The sequence below is a fragment of the Pseudomonas sp. MS646 genome (genome assembly GCF_036693845.1).
In the GTDB taxonomy this organism is placed as follows: domain Bacteria; phylum Pseudomonadota; class Gammaproteobacteria; order Pseudomonadales; family Pseudomonadaceae; genus Aquipseudomonas; species Aquipseudomonas chlororaphis_E.
Genome location: NZ_CP144763.1, coordinates 1667445 through 1685786, shown reverse-complemented (window position 1 = coordinate 1685786; position 18342 = coordinate 1667445). Strand labels below are relative to the sequence as shown.

The following is an 18342-nucleotide window of genomic DNA, read 5'->3' as shown; positions in this document are numbered from 1 at the left end:
GATGCACCCCATGCGCGTTCTAACCCCCCTCTGCAGCGCGGTTTTGCTGGCCATGGCCTGCTCTTCTCAGGCGCAGGCCATGTCATTGACTGAAGCGATCCAGAGCACCATCGCGACCCACCCGGAACTGGCACAGCGGGTGGACAGCCGTCTGTCGGCCAATGAAGACGTCAAGGTCGCCAAGGGGGGCTTCTACCCGTCGGTGGATTTGAACGCCGGCTACGGCCGTGGCTACAGCGACAACACCAACACCCGGGCATTGGGCAACCACCACACCAATATCCTGAACTACACCCAATCGGAGCTGCGCCTGCGGCAGATGATCTTCGACGGGTTCAACGTCGCCAATGAAGTGGAACGCACCAAGGGCGTGGTCAACTCCCGCGCCTATTACGCCCAGGGCACCGCCCAGGACCTGGCCCTGCGCACCATCGAGGTCTACCTGGAAGTGCTCAAGCGTCGCGAACTGGTAACCCTGGCCAAGAACAACCTGCAAGCGCACTTGCGGGTCAACGACCAGATCGGCCTGCGCACCGAACGCGGGGTGGGCAGCACCGCCGACGCCGACCAGTCCCGGGCCCGTCGCGCCCTGGCGGAAAACAACTTCGACACCGCCGAAGTGGACCTGGCCGATGCCGAGGCGAACTTCTACAGCGTGGTCGGGCGCATGCCCGATGAACTGGAAACCCCGCCCTCGACCAAGGGTGAAATGCCCGCCGACCTGCGCCAGGCCCAGCAGAGCATGATCGACAACAACCCGTACCTGAAATCGGCCCAGGCCGACATCCAGTCTGCGGAAAGCCAGTACGAAGTGGCGAAGTCGCCGTTCTACCCACGCTTCGATGCCGAGGCCGCGGTGGGCGCCAACAACAACCTCGGCGGCGAGGAAGGCCACGACAACAACTGGCGCGTGGGCGTGGTGATGAACTACAACCTGTTTCGCGGCGGCAGCGACAAGGCCCGGCTCGCGTCCAACGCCCACCAGATCAACCAGGCCATGGACATCCGCAACAACGCCCTGCGCCAGCTCAACGAAGACACGCGCCTGGCCTGGAACGCCATGACCAACGCCCGTAAGCAGACCCCTACCGCCCGCGAATACGCCGAGACCACCACCCGTGTGCGCGCGGCCTACCAGGACCAGTTCGGCCTCGGCCAGCGAACCCTGCTCGACCTGCTCGACAGCGAAAACGAGCTGTACAACGCCAACCGGCGCTACACCGAAGTGCGCTACACCGAGGAATACTCGATGTACCGGGTGCTGGCGAACATGGGCCTGCTGCTGAACAAACAGCGGGTGGTGCTGCCGGCCGACGCGATTGCGCAGACCGAGGTCAAGAACGAAGCGCGGTTGCCAGAACTCAAGTAGCGCCTGGGAGCGACCGACATGACCAGCATGGAACCCGCAACCCCCGGCGCCGACCCGCGCCTGAACTTTGATGATCCCTTGCTGGACGGCCTGTTGATCCTCTGCAAACTCCATGGCGCGACCGCCAGTCGCGCCAGCCTCAGCGCCGGGCTTCCTATGGCGCACCAACGCCTGGGCCTGGAGCTGCTGCCCCGCGCAGCAGCCCGGGCCAGCTTGCAGGCCAGGGTGCTGCGCCGCGAGCTGGCCGACATCTCGCCGCTCAACCTGCCGGTGATGCTGATCCTGACGGGAGGGCGCTGTGCGGTACTGCGGCGTTGGGGCGAGGACGGCCGGGCATTGATCCTGCCCAGCGAAGCCGACGGCGGCGAACAATGGGTCAGCCGCGAGGAACTGGCCCTCGACTACAGTGGCCAGGCCTTGTTCGCCCGGCCACGGCATGAACTCGAAGACTTGCGCGCGCCCCTGGTGCCGCGGGTCGAAGCGTGGTTTCGCGACACCTTGAAACTGTCGCGCTGGCTGTACAGCGACGCGATCCTGGCGAGCTTGCTGATCAACCTGCTGGGGTTGATGGTGCCGCTGTTCGTCATGCAGACCTACGACCGCGTGGTGCCCAACCAGGCCACTTCGACTTTGTGGGTGCTGGCCGTGGGGTTGTTGATCGGCACCGGGTTCGAGCTGGTGCTGCGGGTGGTGCGCGCTCATCTGTTGGACACCGCCGGCAAGAAAACCGACGTGATCCTCTCCGCGACCCTGTTCGAACGCATCACCGGCATGGCCATGAAAGCCAAGCCGGTGACCATCGGCGGGTTCGCCCAGAGCATCCATGACTTCCAGGGCCTGCGCGAATTTCTCACCGCCGTGACCCTCACCAGCCTCATCGACCTGCCCTTCGCCGTGCTGATGCTGGTGGTGATCGGCTTGCTGGGCGGCTGGCTGGTGGTGATTCCGGTCATCGCGTTCCCGATCACCATTGTTTTCGCCATGATCATCCAGGTGCGCCTGCGCGACACCGTGCAAAAAAGCCTGGCCCTGGGCGCCCAACGCCAGGCCTTGCTGATCGAAACCCTCGGCGGCCTGGAAACCCTCAAGGCCTGCAGCGCCGAAAGCGAGCGCCAGCATCAATGGGAAAGCACCCACGGCGCCCTCACCCGCCTGGACAGCCACGCGCGCAACCTCTCGGCGCTGGCGACCAACGGTACGCTGTTCCTGCAACAACTGGCCGGCATGGCGACCATCGTGGCCGGGGTCTACAGCATCATCGCCGGCAACCTCAGCGTCGGCGCACTGGTGGCCACCTACATGCTCGGCAGCCGGGTGCTGGCGCCCCTGGGCCAGATCGCCGGGCTGATCACCCGCTACCAGCAAGCCCAGCTCACCATGCGCAGCACCGATGCCCTGATGGCCCTGCCCCAGGAGCGCGATGCCAGGCAGCGGCCGCTGGAGCGCACCCAATTGCAGGGTGCACTGGACATCAGCGGCGTGACGTTCCATTACAACGGCCAGAGCACCCCGGCCTTGGCCGACATCAGCTTCAGCCTCAAGCCCGGCGAACGGGTCGGGATCATCGGGCGCAGCGGCTCGGGCAAAAGCACCCTGGCGCGCCTGGTGATGGGTTTCTATGCGCCGCAGGAAGGCCAACTGCTGCTCGACGGCCTGGACCTGCGGCAGCTGGACGTCGCCGACCTGCGCCAACAGGTCGGCTACGTGGCTCACGACCTGCCGCTGCTGGCCGGCAGCCTGCGCGACAACCTCACCCTGGGCGCCCGCTACGTCAGCGACGCGCGCATGCTGGAAGTGGCGGAACTGACCGGCGTCACCGAACTGGCCCGCCAGCATCCCCAAGGCTTCGACCGCCCGGTGGGTGAGCGCGGCCAACTGCTCTCCGGCGGGCAGCGCCAGGCGGTGCTGCTGGCCCGGGCCCTGCTGCTCGATCCGCCGATCCTGCTGCTGGACGAACCCACCAGTGCCATGGACAACAGCAGCGAGGACCTCTTGCGGCAAAAACTTCATACCCGTGTGCAGGGCAAGACCGTGCTGCTGGTTACTCACCGCACCTCGATGCTGAGCCTGGTGGACCGTCTGGTGGTGCTGGACAACGGCCGGATCGTGGCGGACGGGCCGAAGGACGCGGTGATCGATGCGCTGCGCAAGGGACGGGTGGGGTCTGGCGCCGTCTAGTCGATGCCGTGGCGAGGGAGCTTGCTCCCGCTGGGCTGCGTAGCGGCCCCGGACCCTGACACCGCGGAACGTCAGGCAGATCGAGTTGATTTTTTGGGGCCACTTCGCAGCCCAGCGGGAGCAAGCTCCCTCGCCACAAAAGCGTCACTTGGCTTTATTTCACTTAACCAACGGGTATCCCCATGTCTGCCCAAACACCCGATCCAACTGCCCGAAGCTACTTCGGCAGTTTCAACAAAAGCGCCGAAAGCGAGTTCATGGCGGAAACCGCCAGCGCGGCGTTGCAGGATTCGCCTCGGCGATCGCGGGTCACCGTGTGGCTGGCCGCCGGGTTGATCATCACCGGGTTGGTCTGGGCGAAGCTGGCGGTCTTGCAGGAAGTCACCACCGGCGAAGGCAAGGCGATTCCGTCGAGCAAAGTGCAGGTGATCCAGAACCTGGAAGGCGGCATCGTCACCGAGATTTTCGTGCGCGAAGGCCAGATGGTGAGCAAGGGTGACACCCTGTTGCGCCTGGATGACACGCGGTTCCTGTCGAACAAGGGCGAAAGCGAAGCCGACCGCTACGCCTTGACCGCCCAGGTCGAAAGGCTCTCGGCCGAGGCCGAGGGGCGCCCCTTCACGCTGTCGGCCGAGGTGGCCAGCAAGGCCCCGCAAGTGGCCGAGGACGAACGCGCGCTGTACGAACAACGGCAACGGCGCCTGGCCAGCGAACAACGGACCCTGACCGAACAACTGCGGCAGAAGACCCAGGAACTGGCGGAGTTTCGCTCCAAGCAAAGCCAGTTCAGCTCTGCCCTGGCCTTGCTGCAAGAAGAAATGAACATGTCCGCGCCCTTGGTGAAGACCGGGGCCGTGTCGCCGGTGGAGATCCTGCGGCTCAAACGCAACGCGGTGGAAATCCGCGGCTCGCTCAACGCCACCACCCTGGCCATTCCCCGGGCCGAATCGGCGATCAATGAGATCAAGAGCAAGATCGACGAATCGGAACAGACCTTCCGCTCAGACGCGGCCAAGGACCTCAACGAAAAACGCACCGAGCTGTCGAAAATCACCGCCTCGAGCATCGCCATCGACGACCGCGTGTCCCGCACCACCGTGGTCTCGCCGGTGCACGGGGTGATCAAGCAATTGAAGGTCAACACCATCGGCGGCGTGGTGCAGCCGGGCAGCGACATGGTGGAAATCGTGCCCTTGGAAGACAACCTGCTGATCGAAGCCAAGGTCCGTCCGCAGGACGTGGCATTCCTGCATCCGGGCCAGAAAGCCATGGTCAAGTTCAGCGCCTACGACTACACCATCTACGGCGGACTGAGCGCCCGCCTCGAACTGATCGGCGCCGACACCATCACCGACGACAAGGGCAACAGCTTCTACCTGATCCAGGTCCGCACCGACAAAAACCACTTGGGGGGCGACGTGAAGCCGCTGCTGATCATCCCGGGGATGGTGGCGACCGTGGACATCATCACCGGAGAGAAAAGCGTGCTGGACTACTTGCTCAAACCGGTACTGAAGGCGCGGACCGAGGCGATGCGCGAGCGGTAGTCTCTGGCTGGGACTATCTGTGGCCATTCGGGCCCCTTCGCGGGCAAGCCCGCTCCCACAGAGGCTCTGGGGCGCACCATCCATCCAGTGTGGGAGCGGGCTTGCCCGCGAAGGGGGCGGCAGGAACACGCACTATTTTTCAGCATGATTGCGCCGAAACGTCTGCTCCCCCATGGCCGCAATCTGCCCTTCGATCAACGCCTCGAACGGCTTCAGCAACGGCTCGAAACTCGTCGGTGCCTCCAGCACCTGCAACGCCTGGACAATTGCCTCCACCGTCGACAGTGCCCCTGGCCCCGGAGCCTTGCGCAAGCGATAGCGAGACACCCCGCCCTCAGCCAGCGTCACCCTTGGCAGTGCCGCCAGCAATGGATTGAGATGCAGCAACTTGCGCGCCTTGCGCCAGGTACCGTCCGGCACCACCAGCAGCAGTGGATCGTCGGACGCTGCATAGGCCTGCAACGGTTGCGCGACCTCGCCGGGAAACAGCAAGCGTGCCTGATACCCCGGCCGGTGGAGCAATTGCGGCAAGTCTTCGAACACTTCGCCCACGATCAGCTCGGCATTGTTCAGCCCCAGGGCCGCCAGCCGGGCGGTGTTCAAGGCGTGATTGACTTCGCTGGGATGCTGCAGCAGCAACACCCGGGTACGGCTGTCGAGGCTGGGAATCAGCGGGCACAGGCAATGGCTTTGTGGCCGGTGGCAACGCGGGCAATGAATTCGGGACATGGCGGCACCTCAGGCCTGGTTGAGCTGCGCCTTGAGCAGGTCGCGGAAGGTCTGGATCAAAGGTTCGCGGCTGCGGCCACGGCGCACGATCATCGAAAACGGCGCCTGGTAGCCAAAGGTGGCCGGCAGCAGCACCCGCAAATCGCCCTTGTCGACCCAGGCCTGGGCGTAATGCTCGGGCAAGTAACCGACATAGGCACCGGACAACACCAGGATCAACTGCGCCTCCATGCTCTCCACCGTCGCCGCGCTGTGCTTGAAACCATGGCGGGCCAGTTCGGCCTGGCTCCAATACCCGCGTCCGACCATACGCTGCTGGGTAATGACTGGTTCGGGGATGCGCCGCTCGTGGAACAACGGGTGGCGATTGCTGCAATACAACCAATGCTGCTCGCGGTACAACGGCATGTAGACCAGCCCGCTCATGCGCGTGGAAAACGCGCCGATGGCCAGGTCCAGGCGGTTGTCCTGCACACCGAGCTGCAGTTCATAAGGGCTCAGGACGGACAGATGCAGGTGCACCGCCGGATGCTCCTGGCTGTAGGCACCGATGGCCTCGGCGAATGGCAAGGCCTTGTCGCTGACGGTGGAGTCGATCACGCCCAGGTTCAGCGTGCCGCGCAGCTCCCCCTTGAGGGCCGCCGCATACTGTTCGAACCCTTCGAGCTCACCCAGCAGGCGCAGGGTTTCCTGGTGGAACAATTCGCCCTTGCTGGTCAGGCTGAACCCACCCCGCCCGCGATGACACAGCACCAGGCCCAGGGCCGATTCGAGCTGGCTCATGTAAGTGCTGATGGCCGATGTCGAAAGGTTGAGTTCGTGCTGGGCGTTGGCAAACCCCTGGTGCCGGACCACGCTGACGAAAATACGCAGCAGTTTCAGGTCGGGTAGAGCGTTGGCCATTGGGTTTCTCCGTACCGGCGTATCACTGCAAGACTGTGTGGCGAGGGGATTTATCCCCGCTGGGCTGCGAAGCAGCCCCAATACCATTTTCCTGACACACCGAGCTTTCAGGTTTTAGGGCCGCTTCGCGCCCCAGCGGGGATAAATCCCCTCGCCACAGAACCACACCCATCCAAACAGGGGGACCGTGCTGACGCGGAGTCTATCGCCCTACCCCACATTAGTTTAGAAAAATCTGAACTAAGTATTTGCCCCCAGCGATTTTTCAGCGCCACGGCTTTTCGCAGAATCGGCCCCTGATAAATAAAACAACGATGAGGCCCTACCCGTGGACAAGATTCTTCACCAGCCACTGGGCGGCAACGAAATGCCGCGCTTCGGCGGCATCGCCACCATGATGCGCCTTCCCCACGTGCCCACCGCCGCCGGCCTGGACGCTGCCTTCGTCGGCGTGCCGCTGGACATCGGCACCTCCCTGCGCGCCGGCACCCGTTTCGGCCCCCGCGAGATCCGCGCCGAATCGGTGATGATCCGCCCCTACAACATGGCCACCGGCGCTGCGCCCTTCGACTCGCTGTCGGTCGCCGACATCGGCGACGTGGCAATCAACACCTTCAACCTGCTGGACGCGGTACGGATCATCGAAGAGTCGTATCACACCATCCTCGAACACGACGTCATCCCCCTGACCCTGGGCGGCGACCACACCATCACGCTGCCGATCCTGCGGGCCATCCACAAGAAACACGGCAAGGTCGGCCTGGTGCACATCGACGCCCACGCCGACGTGAACGACCACATGTTCGGCGAGAAGATCGCCCACGGCACCACGTTCCGCCGGGCCGTGGAAGAGGGCCTGCTCGATTGCGATCGCGTGGTGCAGATCGGCTTGCGCGCCCAGGGCTATACCGCCGATGACTTCAACTGGAGCCGCCGCCAGGGCTTTCGCGTGGTCCAGGCCGAAGAGTGCTGGCACCATTCCCTGGCGCCGCTGATGGCTGAAGTCCGGGAGAAGGTCGGGGGCGGCCCGGTGTACCTGAGCTTTGACATCGACGGCATCGACCCGGCCTGGGCCCCAGGCACCGGCACCCCGGAAATCGGCGGTCTGACCACCATCCAGGCGATCGAAATCGTGCGCGGCTGCCAGGGCCTCGACCTGGTCGGTTGCGATCTGGTAGAAGTCTCGCCGCCGTACGACACCACCGGCAATACCTCGCTGCTGGGCGCCAACCTGCTGTACGAGATGCTCTGCGTACTGCCTGGCGTGGCTCATCGCTGAGGGGCGCGCCATGAACGAACGCGAGCAAGTCCTGCTGGCCGCCGCCGAACTGGTGGCGGCCTTCGCCCGCAACGACCGCGAGGCTTACTTCGGCGCGTTCACCGCCGATGCGAGTTTCGTGTTCCACACCCTCGAACAGCCGTTGCTGTCACGCGATGCCTACCAGGCGTTGTGGGATCGCTGGCGGTCCGAGGATGGCTTCGAGGTGCTGGCGTGCACCTCGAGCAACGCCTTCGTCAGCCTGCAAGGTGACGTGGCGGTTTTCATCCATGACGTGGCCACCGAGCTGCGCTTGCAAGGGGAGCGACACTTTAGCCAGGAGCGCGAAACCATCCTGTTCCGCAAGCAGGAAGGACGCACACAAGAACAACAGGGCCTTTGGCTGGCCTGCCATGAACATTTGTCCGCAATGCCGGAAGGGCTGCCACCCCCTTAGCCAAACAGGCGACGTCCACCTTCGATGAACGCGCCTCGATGATCGGAGCAGATCATGCATAACAATAATGAAAACAGCCTTACGCAAATCGAAACCAACGGGGTCGAACAGATCCCGGACCACGAACGCACCGCCGGCCCGGGCGATCTGTTTCGCCTGATCTTCGGCGGCGCCAACACCTTCGCCACCGCCGTGCTGGGCAGTTTCCCGGTGCTGTTCGGCCTGTCGTTCCAGGCCGGGGCCTGGGCGATCGTCCTGGGGGTGTTGGTGGGTTCGATCATCCTCGCCCCCATGGGCCTGTTCGGCCCGCTCAACGGCACCAACAACGCGGTGTCCTCCGGTGCGCACTTCGGTGTGCATGGGCGGATCGTCGGTTCGTTCCTGTCGCTGCTGACCGCCATCGCGTTCTTCTCGTTGTCGGTGTGGAGCTCCGGAGATGCGTTGATCGGCGGCGCCAAGCGGCTGGTCGGCGTCCCGGAAACCGACCTGAGCCTGGGCCTGGCCTACGGCCTGTTCGCCCTGCTGGTGTTGACGGTGTGCATCTACGGCTTTCGCTTCATGCTGTGGGTCAACCGTGTGGCCGTGTGGGCCGCCAGCCTGTTGTTCCTGCTGGGCATCGTGGCGTTCGCGCCAAGCTTCGACAGCCAGTTCGCCGGCACTGTCGGGCTTGGTCAACCGGGCTTCTGGGCGGCGTTCATCGGCGCGGCGCTGGTGGCCATGAGCAACCCGATTTCCTTCGGCGCGTTCCTCGGTGACTGGTCGCGCTACATCCCGCGCCACACCTCCAAGCGGCGCATCATGCTGGCGGTGATCGCCGCACAACTGGCCACCCTGATCCCGTTCCTGTTCGGCCTCGCCACCGCCACCATCGTGGCGATCAAGGCCCCGGACTACATCGCGGCGAACAACTACGTGGGCGGGCTGCTGGCGGTGTCGCCAAGCTGGTTCTTCCTGCCGGTGTGCCTGATCGCGGTGATTGGCGGCATGTCCACCGGCACCACGTCGCTGTATGGCACCGGGCTGGACATGTCCAGCGTGTTCCCACGGCTGTTGTCGCGGGTCAAGGCGACGTTGCTGATCGGCCTGCTGTCGATTGCCTTCATCTTCATCGGGCGCTTCGCCGCGAACCTGGTGCAGAGCGTGTCGACCTTCGCCGTGCTGATCATCACCTGCACCACCCCGTGGATGGTGATCATGATCATCGGCCTGCTGGTGCGACGCGGTTTCTACTGCCCGGACGACCTGCAAGTGTTCACCCGAGGCGAAACCGGCGGACGCTACTGGTTCAACCATGGCTGGAACTGGCGCGGCCTGGGGGCGTGGATCCCCAGCGCATTGGTCGGACTGTGCTTCGTCAACCTGCCGGGGCAGTTCGTCGGCCCGTTGGGTGAACTGGCCGGTGGCATCGACATCAGCCTGCCGGTGACCCTGGGCCTGGCGTCGGTGGTGTACCTGGTGTTGCTTGGGCTGTTCGCCGAGCCGGCGGCGGTGTATGGGCCGCAGGATCCGCGTAGCAAAGACGCTTCGGTGCCCATCGATCCATCAGCCCTCAGGCAAACCGCCTGATCCGAGACAACGAAATCCCTGTGGCGAGGGAGCTTGCTCCCGCAGGGTCGCGCAGCGGCCCCTTGATGACGACTGCTGCGCAGTCGAGCGGGAGCAAGCTCCCTCGCCACAAAAGCGCGTTCGCATAGAGGCTGGGATGTCATGGATAGCAGCCTCGCCTCGCCTCACACAAAAAAGACAATCGGAGACTCGCCACCATGGCTTTGGACTTAATCGTCGTTCTTCTCTACGCCACGGGCATGATCGCCCTGGGCTGGTATGGCATGCGTCGCGCCAAGACCCGCGAGGACTATCTGGTCGCCGGACGCAACCTCGGCCCGGGCTTCTACCTGGGAACCATGGCCGCGACGGTCCTGGGCGGCGCGTCCACCATCGGCACCGTGCGCCTGGGCTATGTCCATGGGATTTCCGGCTTCTGGCTGTGCGGCGCCATCGGCCTGGGCATCGTCGGCCTGAGCCTGTTTCTGGCCAAGCCGCTGCTCAAACTCAAGATCTACACCGTGACCCAGGTGCTGGAGCGCCGCTACAACCCGGCCGCGCGTCACGCCAGTGCGCTGATCATGCTGGTGTATGCGTTGATGATCGGCGCCACCTCGACCATCGCCATCGGCACGGTGATGCAAGTGCTGTTCGGCCTGCCCTTCTGGGTCTCGATCCTGGTGGGCGGTGGCGTGGTGGTGCTGTACTCCACCATCGGCGGCATGTGGTCGCTGACCCTCACCGACATCGTGCAGTTTCTGATCATGACCATCGGCCTGGTGTTCCTGCTGATGCCGATGTCCATCGTCGACGCCGGCGGTTGGGATGCGATGGTGGCGAAACTGCCGGCCAGTTACTTCGATTTCACCGCCATTGGCTGGGACACCATCCTTACCTACTTCCTGATCTATTTCTTCGGGATTTTCATCGGCCAGGACATCTGGCAGCGGGTGTTCACCGCTCGCAGCGAAGGCGTGGCGAAAGTGGCCGGCACCGCCGCCGGCCTGTATTGCGTGCTCTATGGCCTGGCCGGGGCATTGATCGGCATGGCCGCCAAGGTGTTGCTGCCGGACCTTGCCAACGTCAACAACGCCTTTGCCAGCGTGGTCCAGACCAGCCTGCCCAACGGGATTCGCGGGCTGGTGGTCGCCGCTGCCCTGGCGGCCTTGATGTCCACCGCCGCAGCCGGCCTGCTCGCGGCGTCCACCACGGTGGTGCAGGACCTGTTGCCACGTTTGCGCCAGGGCCGTGAAGGCGGCAGCGGCGATGTCCACGAGAACCGCATCGCCACCCTGCTGATGGGGGCATTGGTGTTGGTTATCGCCCTGGTGGTCAGTGACGTCATCAGCGCCCTGACCCTGGCCTATAACCTGTTGGTGGGCGGCATGTTGATCCCGTTGATTGGCGCCATCTACTGGAAACGCGCCACCACCGCCGGCGCGATCAGCAGCATGTCGCTGGGCTTCCTGACGGCGTTGTTCTTCATGGTCAAGGACGGCCTGGACGCCAACACGCCGATCTACTACAGCCTGAGCGTGGCGCTGGTGAGTTTTGTGGTGGTAAGCCTGTTGTCGCCACGAGCGAATGCGGTGGCGAAGATGGTCTGATAATCGGTAAACGACTGTGGGAGCGAGCCTGCTCGCGATGGCGACGTATCAGCCACCACTTACGCTGATACAACGCATTCGCGAGCAGGCTCGCTCCCACAAAAACCGACCTGACAACTAATCAGCGGCGGCGCGGCTGGCGGCGGCGTTGCTCGTCATCGGTACGGATCGGGACCGGCTGCATCGGCGGTTCGATCAAGCCAAGCGCAACACCCAGGTCGTGAAGCCAGTTCTGGATTTTCTCTTTCATCGTGGTGCCCCCTCAGGGTAATACGAGCGGCAGAATGCTATGGCCCCTTCGCTCTGATAATAGTCCGATGTGTTACGCAATGCTCGTCTCAGTTTGCAATGATCTGTTACTGAATTGATCCAAATCCCACGCCCGGAGTTCAAGCCGATCGAGCCGTCACCGCAGGCACGCGCGGCCAGGCCTGTTGTTGCAATTCAATCCAGGCATTCAGGTTGGCGCCCACCATGCCCTTACGCCACATCAGCCAGGTCGTGGCGCTGGCAAACGGCTCGGCCAAGGGGTGCACCGTCACCCGCTCGCGGCCCGGCATGCTGGCCAGCATCGACTCGGACAACAACGCCACCCCGGAGCCAGCGATCACACACGCCAGCATCCCCTGGTAAGACTCGATCTCCATCGCCCGGCCCATGGTCGCGTGGTCATGGGCAAACCAGGCTTCCAGGCGCATGCGGTACGAACAGCCCCGGCGAAACGTGAACACCGAGCGCCCCTGGACATCCAGCGCACTGCGCACCGGCGGGTGATCGGCTTCGGTGATCACCACCAGCCGCTCGTCGCACAGCGGCACGCCGTCCAGCCCCGCCAGCTCCAGCGGGCCATCCACCAGCGCGGCATCAAGGCGCCCGGTGAGCAAGCCTTCGAGCAGTTCGCCGCTGGGCCCGGACTGCACCTGCAGGTTCACCGCCGGGTAAGTACGGTGATAAGCGGCCAGAAGGTCCGGCAAGTGAATCGCCGCGGTGCTGTACATCGTGCCCAACACAAAATCCCCGGCCGGTTGCCCGCCCTGCACCGCCGCGTGGGCTTCGTCGTGCAGGGCAAAAAGCTTGCTCGCATAGTCCAGCAGGACTTTTCCCGCCGGTGACAACTGCAAGCGCTGACGCTCGCGCAAGAAAAGATCCACACCCAGCTGTTCTTCCAGCTGCTTGAGCCGGGTCGAGAGGTTCGACGGCACCCGGTGCAAGCGTTCGGCAGCCCGGGTGATGGATCCTTCCTCGGCCACGGCCTGGAAAATCCGCAATTGGCTGAACTCCACGACATTCTCCAAAAAAGAACAAGTTACTCACTATTATTCATTTTTAATGAAAGTCAATCGGTTCTAGCCTGACGGTCATTCGCCTCGACGCTGGAGAACGACATGTCACCTCTCACTCGCCTGCTCGGCAGCTTCATCGCCTTGATGATGGCCATGGGCATTGGTCGCTTTGCCCTGACGCCCCAGTTACCTCATCTCATCGGCGAGGGCCAGGTCGACTTGACCGCCGCCGGTCTGATTGCCGCCGCCAACTACCTGGGTTACTTCCTCGGCGCGCTGGATGCGATGTTCGTCCGTCGTGCGGAACAGGTGAGGCGCCGGTTGCTCGGCGGCCTGTGGCTGTGCGTGCTGCTGACGCTGGCGTCGTTCTGGGCCTGGGGCTTCTGGCCGCACCTGGCGCTGCGTTTCGGCACGGGCGTGGCGAGTGCCTGGGTGCTGGTGATGATCACGGCCTTGAGCCAGCCCTTGGCCGCGGCGGCCGGACGCCCTCGCCTCGGTGCCCTGGTGTTTGCCGGCCCAGGCCTGGGGATTGCGCTGACCGGCTTGCTCGCCCTGGGCTCGAACCTGCTGGGCCAGGCCTCCGCCACCCTGTGGCTGGTCTACGCCGGCGTGGCGTTGGCGATGCTGCTCGGAATCCTGCCGATCCTGCCGCAGCCCGCCGCAACCGCCGCCGTCGCAGCGCCGCCCCGCCATTCACCCAGCCGTGGCATTGCCCGCCTTGGTGTGGTGTACGCCCTCTACGGCGTGGGCTACATCATCCCGGCCACGTTTCTGTCGCAAATGGCCTCGGCCCAATTCCACGGGCAATGGCAGGCTGACCTGTTCTGGCCCAGCTTTGGCCTGGCCGCCGCGCTGGGCGTGCTGCTGGTCAGCCGGCGTCGCCCGGACCCGAACACCACCGGTCGCTGGTTGATCGGCACGCTCTGGCTGCAGGCCGCCGGGGTGTTCGCCTGCCTGCTGGGCAGCGGCTTGGGGCTGGCACTGGGGGTCCTACTCTGCGGCGCGCCGTTCCTGGCCTGTATGCAACTGGTGATGCTGCGCTCGCGGGAACTGGCTCCCCACGCCACCCAGCGCAACGCCGGGTTGCTGACCGCCTGCTTTGCCGTGGGCCAGCTCAGCGGCCCACTGCTCGCGGCACTGAGCAGCCATTTCAGCGGTGGGTTGCAACCGGCACTGATCATCGCCGGCAGCGGCCTGGTGCTGGCCGGCGGGCTGTTGCTGCGGCCCGCCAGCCAGGCTGCGGCGAGCCCCTGCCCTCGCACCATCCTGCGTTGATCAGGCCTGGCCGGCCGGGTTGAGCGAGGGACCGCGCTGCAAGATCGACTCGCGCCGGGCCAGGGCGAAGTACAGCGCGCCCCCAAGCAGGCAACCGGTGAACCAGGCAAAGTTGGCCATCGGTTGCAGCACCGGCGTAAAGGTAATCGCCACCCCCACTAGCGTCGCCGCGATCATGGCCTTGACCGCCGTCCAGTTAATGCCGCCGCTGTAGTAATAACGCCCGCTTGGCCCGTCATTGAACAGCGCATCCACATCGATGTGCTGTTTCTTGATCAGGTAGTAGTCCGCCAGCAGGATCCCGAACAACGGGCCAATGAACGCCGCCAGCACGTCCAGGGTGTAATGGATCACCTCCGGGTTGTTGAACAGGTTCCACGGCGTGATGAAAATCGAGGCCACGGCGGCAATCATGCCGCCGGCGCGCCAACTGATCTTGCTCGGCGCGACGTTGGCGAAGTCAAACGCGGGAGACACGAAGTTGGCGACGATGTTGATGCCGATGGTCGCGGTGACGAAGGCAAAGGCCCCCAGCAGCACAGCCACATCGTTGTCGATGCGCGCCACGGTGGCGATCGGGTCGTGGAGCATTTCGCCGAACACGGGCAGGGTCCCGGAAACAATCACTACCGTGACCAGGGAGAACGCCAGGAAATTCACCGGCAGCCCCCAGAAATTGCCTCGGCGCACGTCAGACATGCTCCGGCAATAACGGCTGAAATCGCCAAAATTGAGGGTCGGACCGGAAAAGTACGACACCACCAGCGCCGTCGCCACGATCACCTGGCCGACCGCCTGCCAGCCCGACAAGGACTTTTCCGCCAGCGTGAAGCTGATGTTGCTCCAACCGGCCTTCCACACGATCCAGCCGGCCAACAGGAACATCACCGCATAGACCACTGGCCCGGCCCAGTCGATGAACCGGCGGATCGAGTCCATCCCGGTCCAGAACACCAACGCCTGGACGCACCAAAGGCCGAGGAAGCCGAACCAGCCCAGGTAGGACAGGCCGGCAAACTGCGGCTCGGCGTAGGCCTGCATCGAAGGAAAGAACCGCAGCACCACGATGATCAACGCGCTGGAAGCCAGGTAGGTCTGGATGCCATACCAGGCCACGGCAATCAAACCGCGGATGACCGCCGGAATATTCGCCCCGAAGACCCCGAACGCCAGCCGACAGATCACCGGGTACGGCACCGCCGCCTGCTGGCTCGGCCTGGCGACCAGGTTGGCGATCAACTGCACGATGCAAATCCCGCCCAGCAAGGCAATCAACACCTGCCAACTGGCCAGGCCCAACGCGAACAGGCTGGCGGCAAAGACATAACCGCCCACGCTGTGCACATCGCTCATCCAGAACGCGAAGATGTTGTACCAATTCCATTTCTGCGGCAGCGGGCCCAGGTCCTCGTTGTAGAGGCGGGGGCTGTAGCCGTTGGGCAATTGCTTGGACATTGCGGGGCTCCTTTTGAGTACCGCCGTGCCCCCGCATCAACCTGCTCACCATACTGCGCACGGGAGCCGGCATGGTTTGTATACGAAACGCTACGCAGAATGCGTGCCACAGGAAGTGGATGTGCGACAAAACGCGGTGTACAGCGAAGAATCCAACCGCGCAGACAGGTGCCTACGCCCACGAACAGGGCGTGAGTGCATGCTAAAGGTGCAGTTTTTTGTATACAGCGAAGATCTCGTGGTGAGGGAGCTTGCTCCCGCGGGGCTGCGAAGCAGGCCTAAAACACGTGTGCTCAATCAAAACTGACACACCGAGGGGCATGGTCGAGGGGCCGCTTCGCGACCCAGCGGGAGCAAGCTCCCTCGCCACCGGAGATACGGATTGCTGCCCAGAGGCACATGCTTTGTGCCACAGGGCCGCAAGCGTGATGGGTGCTCAGCTCAATTCAATGCGATCAGCATGAATGACAATCTGCCCATTCTTGTACAGCGCGCCAATGGCTTTCTTGAAGTTGCCCTTGCTCACGCCAAACAGGCTGCTGATCAGCGCCGGATCGCTCTTGTCGCTGACCGCCAGGGTGCCGTTGTTCTCGCGCAACTTGGCGAGGATCTTGGCGTTCAGGCTGGTGGCGGCTTCCTGGCCCACCGGCTGCAGGCTCAAGCTGATCTTGCCGTCCGGACGGACTTCCTTGATGAAGCCTTTTTCCTGCTTGCCGGCACGCATGAACTTGAAGATTTCGTTCTTGTGGATCAAGCCCCAGTGCTTGTTGTTGATGATCGCCTTGAACCCCATGTCGGTGGCCTCGGCCACCAGCAAATCCACTTCCTGGCCCGGCGTGTAGTTGGCCGGTGTCTTGTCCAGGTAACGGTCCAGGCGAGCGGTGGCGGTAATGCGGCGGGTGTGCTTGTCCAGGTAGACGTGCACCACGCAGTAATCGCCAGCGCTCAACTGGCGCTTTTCCTCGGAGTACGGCAGCAGCAAGTCCTTGGGCAGGCCCCAGTCGAGGAACACGCCAATGCTGTTGACTTCAACCACTTTCAGGCTGGCGAACTCACCGACCTGGACTTTGGGCTTTTCCGTGGTCGCGATCAGTTTGTCGTCGCTGTCCAAATAAATAAAAACATTGAGCCAGTCTTCATCTTCGCTGGGAATATCCTTGGGGATATAACGGTTGGGCAGCAGAATTTCGCCGTCCGGCCCGCCGTCCAGATATAAACCGAAGTTAGTGTGTTTAACCACTTGCAGACTGTTGTAGCGCCCGATTAAAGCCATTTCCAATACCCTCATTGCGTGGGCGGCATTCTACCCGGTTTTGCGGCGCGATTCGTGGCCGTCACACGCTTTGCCGGGAAGGCCCGCGCAACCGTTGATTTTCCTGGCCTTTCGCGCAAACGGCGGCCATTCGTCAGGCCAGCGACGGAGCCAAACGCCCGCCGGCGGCGTTATATTTTTCGCACCGTTGTTATTTAAAACAGAGGGTTAGGGCAACAATGGCTGGATTATCCGGGTGTCATTTGCGCTTGCGCAGCACGCCTTGCGAGGGATATTTACCAAGCTATTGTCAAGTATTTCCTGTACGATGCCTGGCCCAATTAATTATCTACAGGTTAATGGCCGTCATGCGCGTAAAAGCATCCAACAGCAAAGCAAAGCCAGCTCCAGCCGTTGAAACCAGCGAGTCGATCAACGACCAGATCGCGGCGTTCCTCAAGTCCGGCGGCGAGATCCAGCAAATTGCCAAAGGTGTCAGCGGCCAGACGTTCGGCCCGTCCAAGCAGATCAGCCTGGGCAAAAAGTAACCAGCACCTCCTCTGGTCCCAAAGCGCTTTGAGCTTCGAAGCGCTTGGACTGGAAAATCCCCTCTTCACCCTCTGCTTTTCGCACGAATCGACGAACGGCCATCGCTGCCGAGCATTCGTCGGTATCCTTGCACCTCTCTAGCTCAAGCGTTTCAGCTTAGTTCCCGTTCCTGCTCCTCGCTAATTCCGGAGTGAAGCATGCGCTATCCCGTTGCTGTGCTGACGACCAGCCTGATGACGTGCTCCCTGGCCTACGGGCAGGTCTTCCAGCGCGAGCTCGGCGACTTCGACCTCAAGCTTGGCACCACGCCGACCCGCAGCATGGCCCAGGGCCTGGTGACCCAATCGAGCACCGGCTCGTTCCATGGCGGCCTGGACCTGAGCCACGACAGCGGCTGGTACGCCGGCCAATGGTCCCCGAGCGCCGGTCTGACGTCGGACCTTGAAGTCGATTCCTACATGGGCTTTAAACACCCCTTCGACCAGACGCTGGGCTATGAAGTCGGCCTGATCCATTACAGCTATCCCACCGCCGATACCCTCGACAGCCAGGAATTCTTCGGCGGCCTGACCGTACTCGGCAGCCGCTTCGGTGCCGCCTTGAGCAACGATCCGGATAAGCTGAACAGCACGCTGTTTGCCGACCTTGGCGGCAACGTGCCCTTCGGCATCGGCATCAGCGCCAAGTACACCACCCACCAGCTCAACACGCCCGTGTCGGTGGACAACGGTTATGTCAGCAGTTTCAGTGACTGGTCGCTGAAAATTTCCCGCCCCTGGAAAGGGCTCGACCTGGACCTGATCTACAGCGACTCGAGCCTCAGCGGCAGCAGCTGCTCGGCCTATTCCGGGCACAACAGCCAGTGCGACAGCCTGCTGACCCTCAAGATGGCCCACCCTTTTTACTAGGCTATGTACGAAATAGCTTGAAACTTG

General features: G+C 63.3%; 16 protein-coding genes. 10 read left to right on the top strand and 6 right to left on the bottom strand.

All coding sequences use genetic code 11. The features are described from left to right. The first annotated feature begins 10 nt into the window (after nt 1–10). The 3 genes from V3H56_RS07490 to V3H56_RS07480 all read left to right on the top strand — a co-directional run bounded on the left by V3H56_RS07490 (nt 11) and on the right by V3H56_RS07480 (nt 5094). Nucleotides 11–1369, top strand: coding sequence for a TolC family outer membrane protein (locus V3H56_RS07490; protein ID WP_042732802.1), 1359 nt, complete (start codon nt 11–13; stop codon nt 1367–1369). Nucleotides 1370–1387: 18 nt separating this feature from the next. Continuing rightward, nucleotides 1388–3547 (top strand): type I secretion system permease/ATPase, encoded by a 2160-nt coding sequence (locus V3H56_RS07485; protein ID WP_338474413.1) that lies wholly within the window; start codon nt 1388–1390, stop codon nt 3545–3547. Nucleotides 3548–3729: 182 nt separating this feature from the next. Further along, a complete protein-coding gene (locus V3H56_RS07480) occupies nt 3730–5094 on the top strand; it encodes an HlyD family type I secretion periplasmic adaptor subunit (protein ID WP_338474412.1) in 1365 nt (454 codons plus the stop codon). A gap of 132 nt (nt 5095–5226) precedes the next feature. Here the strand turns inward: V3H56_RS07480 and V3H56_RS07475 are convergent, their stop codons facing one another. Both V3H56_RS07475 and V3H56_RS07470 read right to left on the bottom strand, forming a co-directional pair. After that, the gene (locus V3H56_RS07475; RefSeq protein ID WP_338474411.1) at nt 5227–5823 is read right to left on the bottom strand and encodes a DTW domain-containing protein; all 597 of its coding nucleotides are present in this window, start codon (nt 5821–5823) and stop codon (nt 5227–5229) included. Nucleotides 5824–5832: 9 nt separating this feature from the next. Then, nucleotides 5833–6726 carry a LysR family transcriptional regulator gene (locus V3H56_RS07470; RefSeq protein WP_047737698.1) on the bottom strand — a complete coding sequence of 298 codons (894 nt, stop codon included), beginning with the start codon at nt 6724–6726 and terminating at the stop codon, nt 5833–5835. Nucleotides 6727–7054: 328 nt separating this feature from the next. On the opposite strand from V3H56_RS07470, the gene speB reads away from it, so the two are divergent. From speB to V3H56_RS07450, 4 genes are all read left to right on the top strand, one after another. Then, nucleotides 7055–8005 carry an agmatinase gene (speB, locus tag V3H56_RS07465; RefSeq protein ID WP_042732847.1) on the top strand — a complete coding sequence of 317 codons (951 nt, stop codon included), beginning with the start codon at nt 7055–7057 and terminating at the stop codon, nt 8003–8005. A gap of 10 nt (nt 8006–8015) precedes the next feature. Continuing rightward, entirely contained in the window at nt 8016–8441 is a 426-nt protein-coding gene (locus V3H56_RS07460) for a nuclear transport factor 2 family protein (RefSeq protein ID WP_042732846.1), read from the top strand. Between the two features lie 51 nt (nt 8442–8492). Beyond that, complete coding sequence (locus tag V3H56_RS07455; protein WP_338474775.1) at nt 8493–10007, top strand: cytosine permease; 1515 nt, start codon at nt 8493–8495, stop codon at nt 10005–10007. A gap of 197 nt (nt 10008–10204) precedes the next feature. Then, nucleotides 10205–11593 (top strand): sodium:solute symporter, encoded by a 1389-nt coding sequence (locus V3H56_RS07450; protein ID WP_338474410.1) that lies wholly within the window; start codon nt 10205–10207, stop codon nt 11591–11593. Nucleotides 11594–11714: 121 nt separating this feature from the next. Here V3H56_RS07450 and V3H56_RS07445 read toward each other — a convergent pair whose 3' ends face one another. Then, nucleotides 11715–11843, bottom strand: coding sequence for a PA1414 family protein (locus tag V3H56_RS07445; protein WP_003198971.1), 129 nt, complete (start codon nt 11841–11843; stop codon nt 11715–11717). A 139-nt stretch (nt 11844–11982) separates the two neighbouring features. Beyond that, nucleotides 11983–12876 carry a LysR family transcriptional regulator gene (locus V3H56_RS07440; protein WP_047737706.1) on the bottom strand — a complete coding sequence of 298 codons (894 nt, stop codon included), beginning with the start codon at nt 12874–12876 and terminating at the stop codon, nt 11983–11985. Nucleotides 12877–12978: 102 nt separating this feature from the next. Here V3H56_RS07440 and V3H56_RS07435 point away from each other — a divergent pair, with 102 nt between their 5' ends. Continuing rightward, entirely contained in the window at nt 12979–14151 is a 1173-nt protein-coding gene (locus V3H56_RS07435) for a YbfB/YjiJ family MFS transporter (RefSeq protein WP_338474409.1), read from the top strand. On the opposite strand, the gene V3H56_RS07430 is transcribed toward V3H56_RS07435, so the two are convergent. After that, nucleotides 14152–15606, bottom strand: a complete 1455-nt coding sequence (locus tag V3H56_RS07430; protein WP_047737713.1) for an NCS1 family nucleobase:cation symporter-1 — start codon at nt 15604–15606, stop codon at nt 14152–14154. A gap of 436 nt (nt 15607–16042) precedes the next feature. Next, complete coding sequence (locus V3H56_RS07425; RefSeq protein WP_042732534.1) at nt 16043–16879, bottom strand: S1-like domain-containing RNA-binding protein; 837 nt, start codon at nt 16877–16879, stop codon at nt 16043–16045. 338 nt (nt 16880–17217) lie between these two features. On the opposite strand from V3H56_RS07425, the gene V3H56_RS07420 reads away from it, so the two are divergent. Together V3H56_RS07420 and V3H56_RS07415 are read left to right on the top strand one after the other, a co-directional pair. Beyond that, the gene (locus V3H56_RS07420) at nt 17218–17406 is read left to right on the top strand and encodes a hypothetical protein (protein ID WP_018607615.1); all 189 of its coding nucleotides are present in this window, start codon (nt 17218–17220) and stop codon (nt 17404–17406) included. Nucleotides 17407–17604: 198 nt separating this feature from the next. Beyond that, a complete protein-coding gene (locus V3H56_RS07415) occupies nt 17605–18315 on the top strand; it encodes a TorF family putative porin (protein WP_338474408.1) in 711 nt (236 codons plus the stop codon). The last annotated feature ends 27 nt before the right edge of the window (nt 18316–18342 follow it).

What these genes read in the sequence shown, in the direction of transcription:
- V3H56_RS07490 (WP_042732802.1), top strand. Translation starts at nt 11, where the DNA reads ATGCGCGTTCTAACCCCCCTCTGCAGCGCGGTTTTGCTGGCCATGGCC.
- V3H56_RS07485 (WP_338474413.1), top strand. Translation starts at nt 1,388, where the DNA reads ATGACCAGCATGGAACCCGCAACCCCCGGCGCCGACCCGCGCCTGAAC.
- V3H56_RS07480 (WP_338474412.1), top strand. Translation starts at nt 3,730, where the DNA reads ATGTCTGCCCAAACACCCGATCCAACTGCCCGAAGCTACTTCGGCAGT.
- V3H56_RS07475 (WP_338474411.1), bottom strand. Translation starts at nt 5,823, where the DNA reads ATGTCCCGAATTCATTGCCCGCGTTGCCACCGGCCACAAAGCCATTGC.
- V3H56_RS07470 (WP_047737698.1), bottom strand. Translation starts at nt 6,726, where the DNA reads ATGGCCAACGCTCTACCCGACCTGAAACTGCTGCGTATTTTCGTCAGC.
- V3H56_RS07460 (WP_042732846.1), top strand. Translation starts at nt 8,016, where the DNA reads ATGAACGAACGCGAGCAAGTCCTGCTGGCCGCCGCCGAACTGGTGGCG.
- V3H56_RS07450 (WP_338474410.1), top strand. Translation starts at nt 10,205, where the DNA reads ATGGCTTTGGACTTAATCGTCGTTCTTCTCTACGCCACGGGCATGATC.
- V3H56_RS07445 (WP_003198971.1), bottom strand. Translation starts at nt 11,843, where the DNA reads ATGAAAGAGAAAATCCAGAACTGGCTTCACGACCTGGGTGTTGCGCTT.
- V3H56_RS07435 (WP_338474409.1), top strand. Translation starts at nt 12,979, where the DNA reads ATGTCACCTCTCACTCGCCTGCTCGGCAGCTTCATCGCCTTGATGATG.
- V3H56_RS07430 (WP_047737713.1), bottom strand. Translation starts at nt 15,606, where the DNA reads ATGTCCAAGCAATTGCCCAACGGCTACAGCCCCCGCCTCTACAACGAG.
- V3H56_RS07425 (WP_042732534.1), bottom strand. Translation starts at nt 16,879, where the DNA reads ATGGCTTTAATCGGGCGCTACAACAGTCTGCAAGTGGTTAAACACACT.
- V3H56_RS07420 (WP_018607615.1), top strand. Translation starts at nt 17,218, where the DNA reads ATGGCCGTCATGCGCGTAAAAGCATCCAACAGCAAAGCAAAGCCAGCT.
- V3H56_RS07415 (WP_338474408.1), top strand. Translation starts at nt 17,605, where the DNA reads ATGCGCTATCCCGTTGCTGTGCTGACGACCAGCCTGATGACGTGCTCC.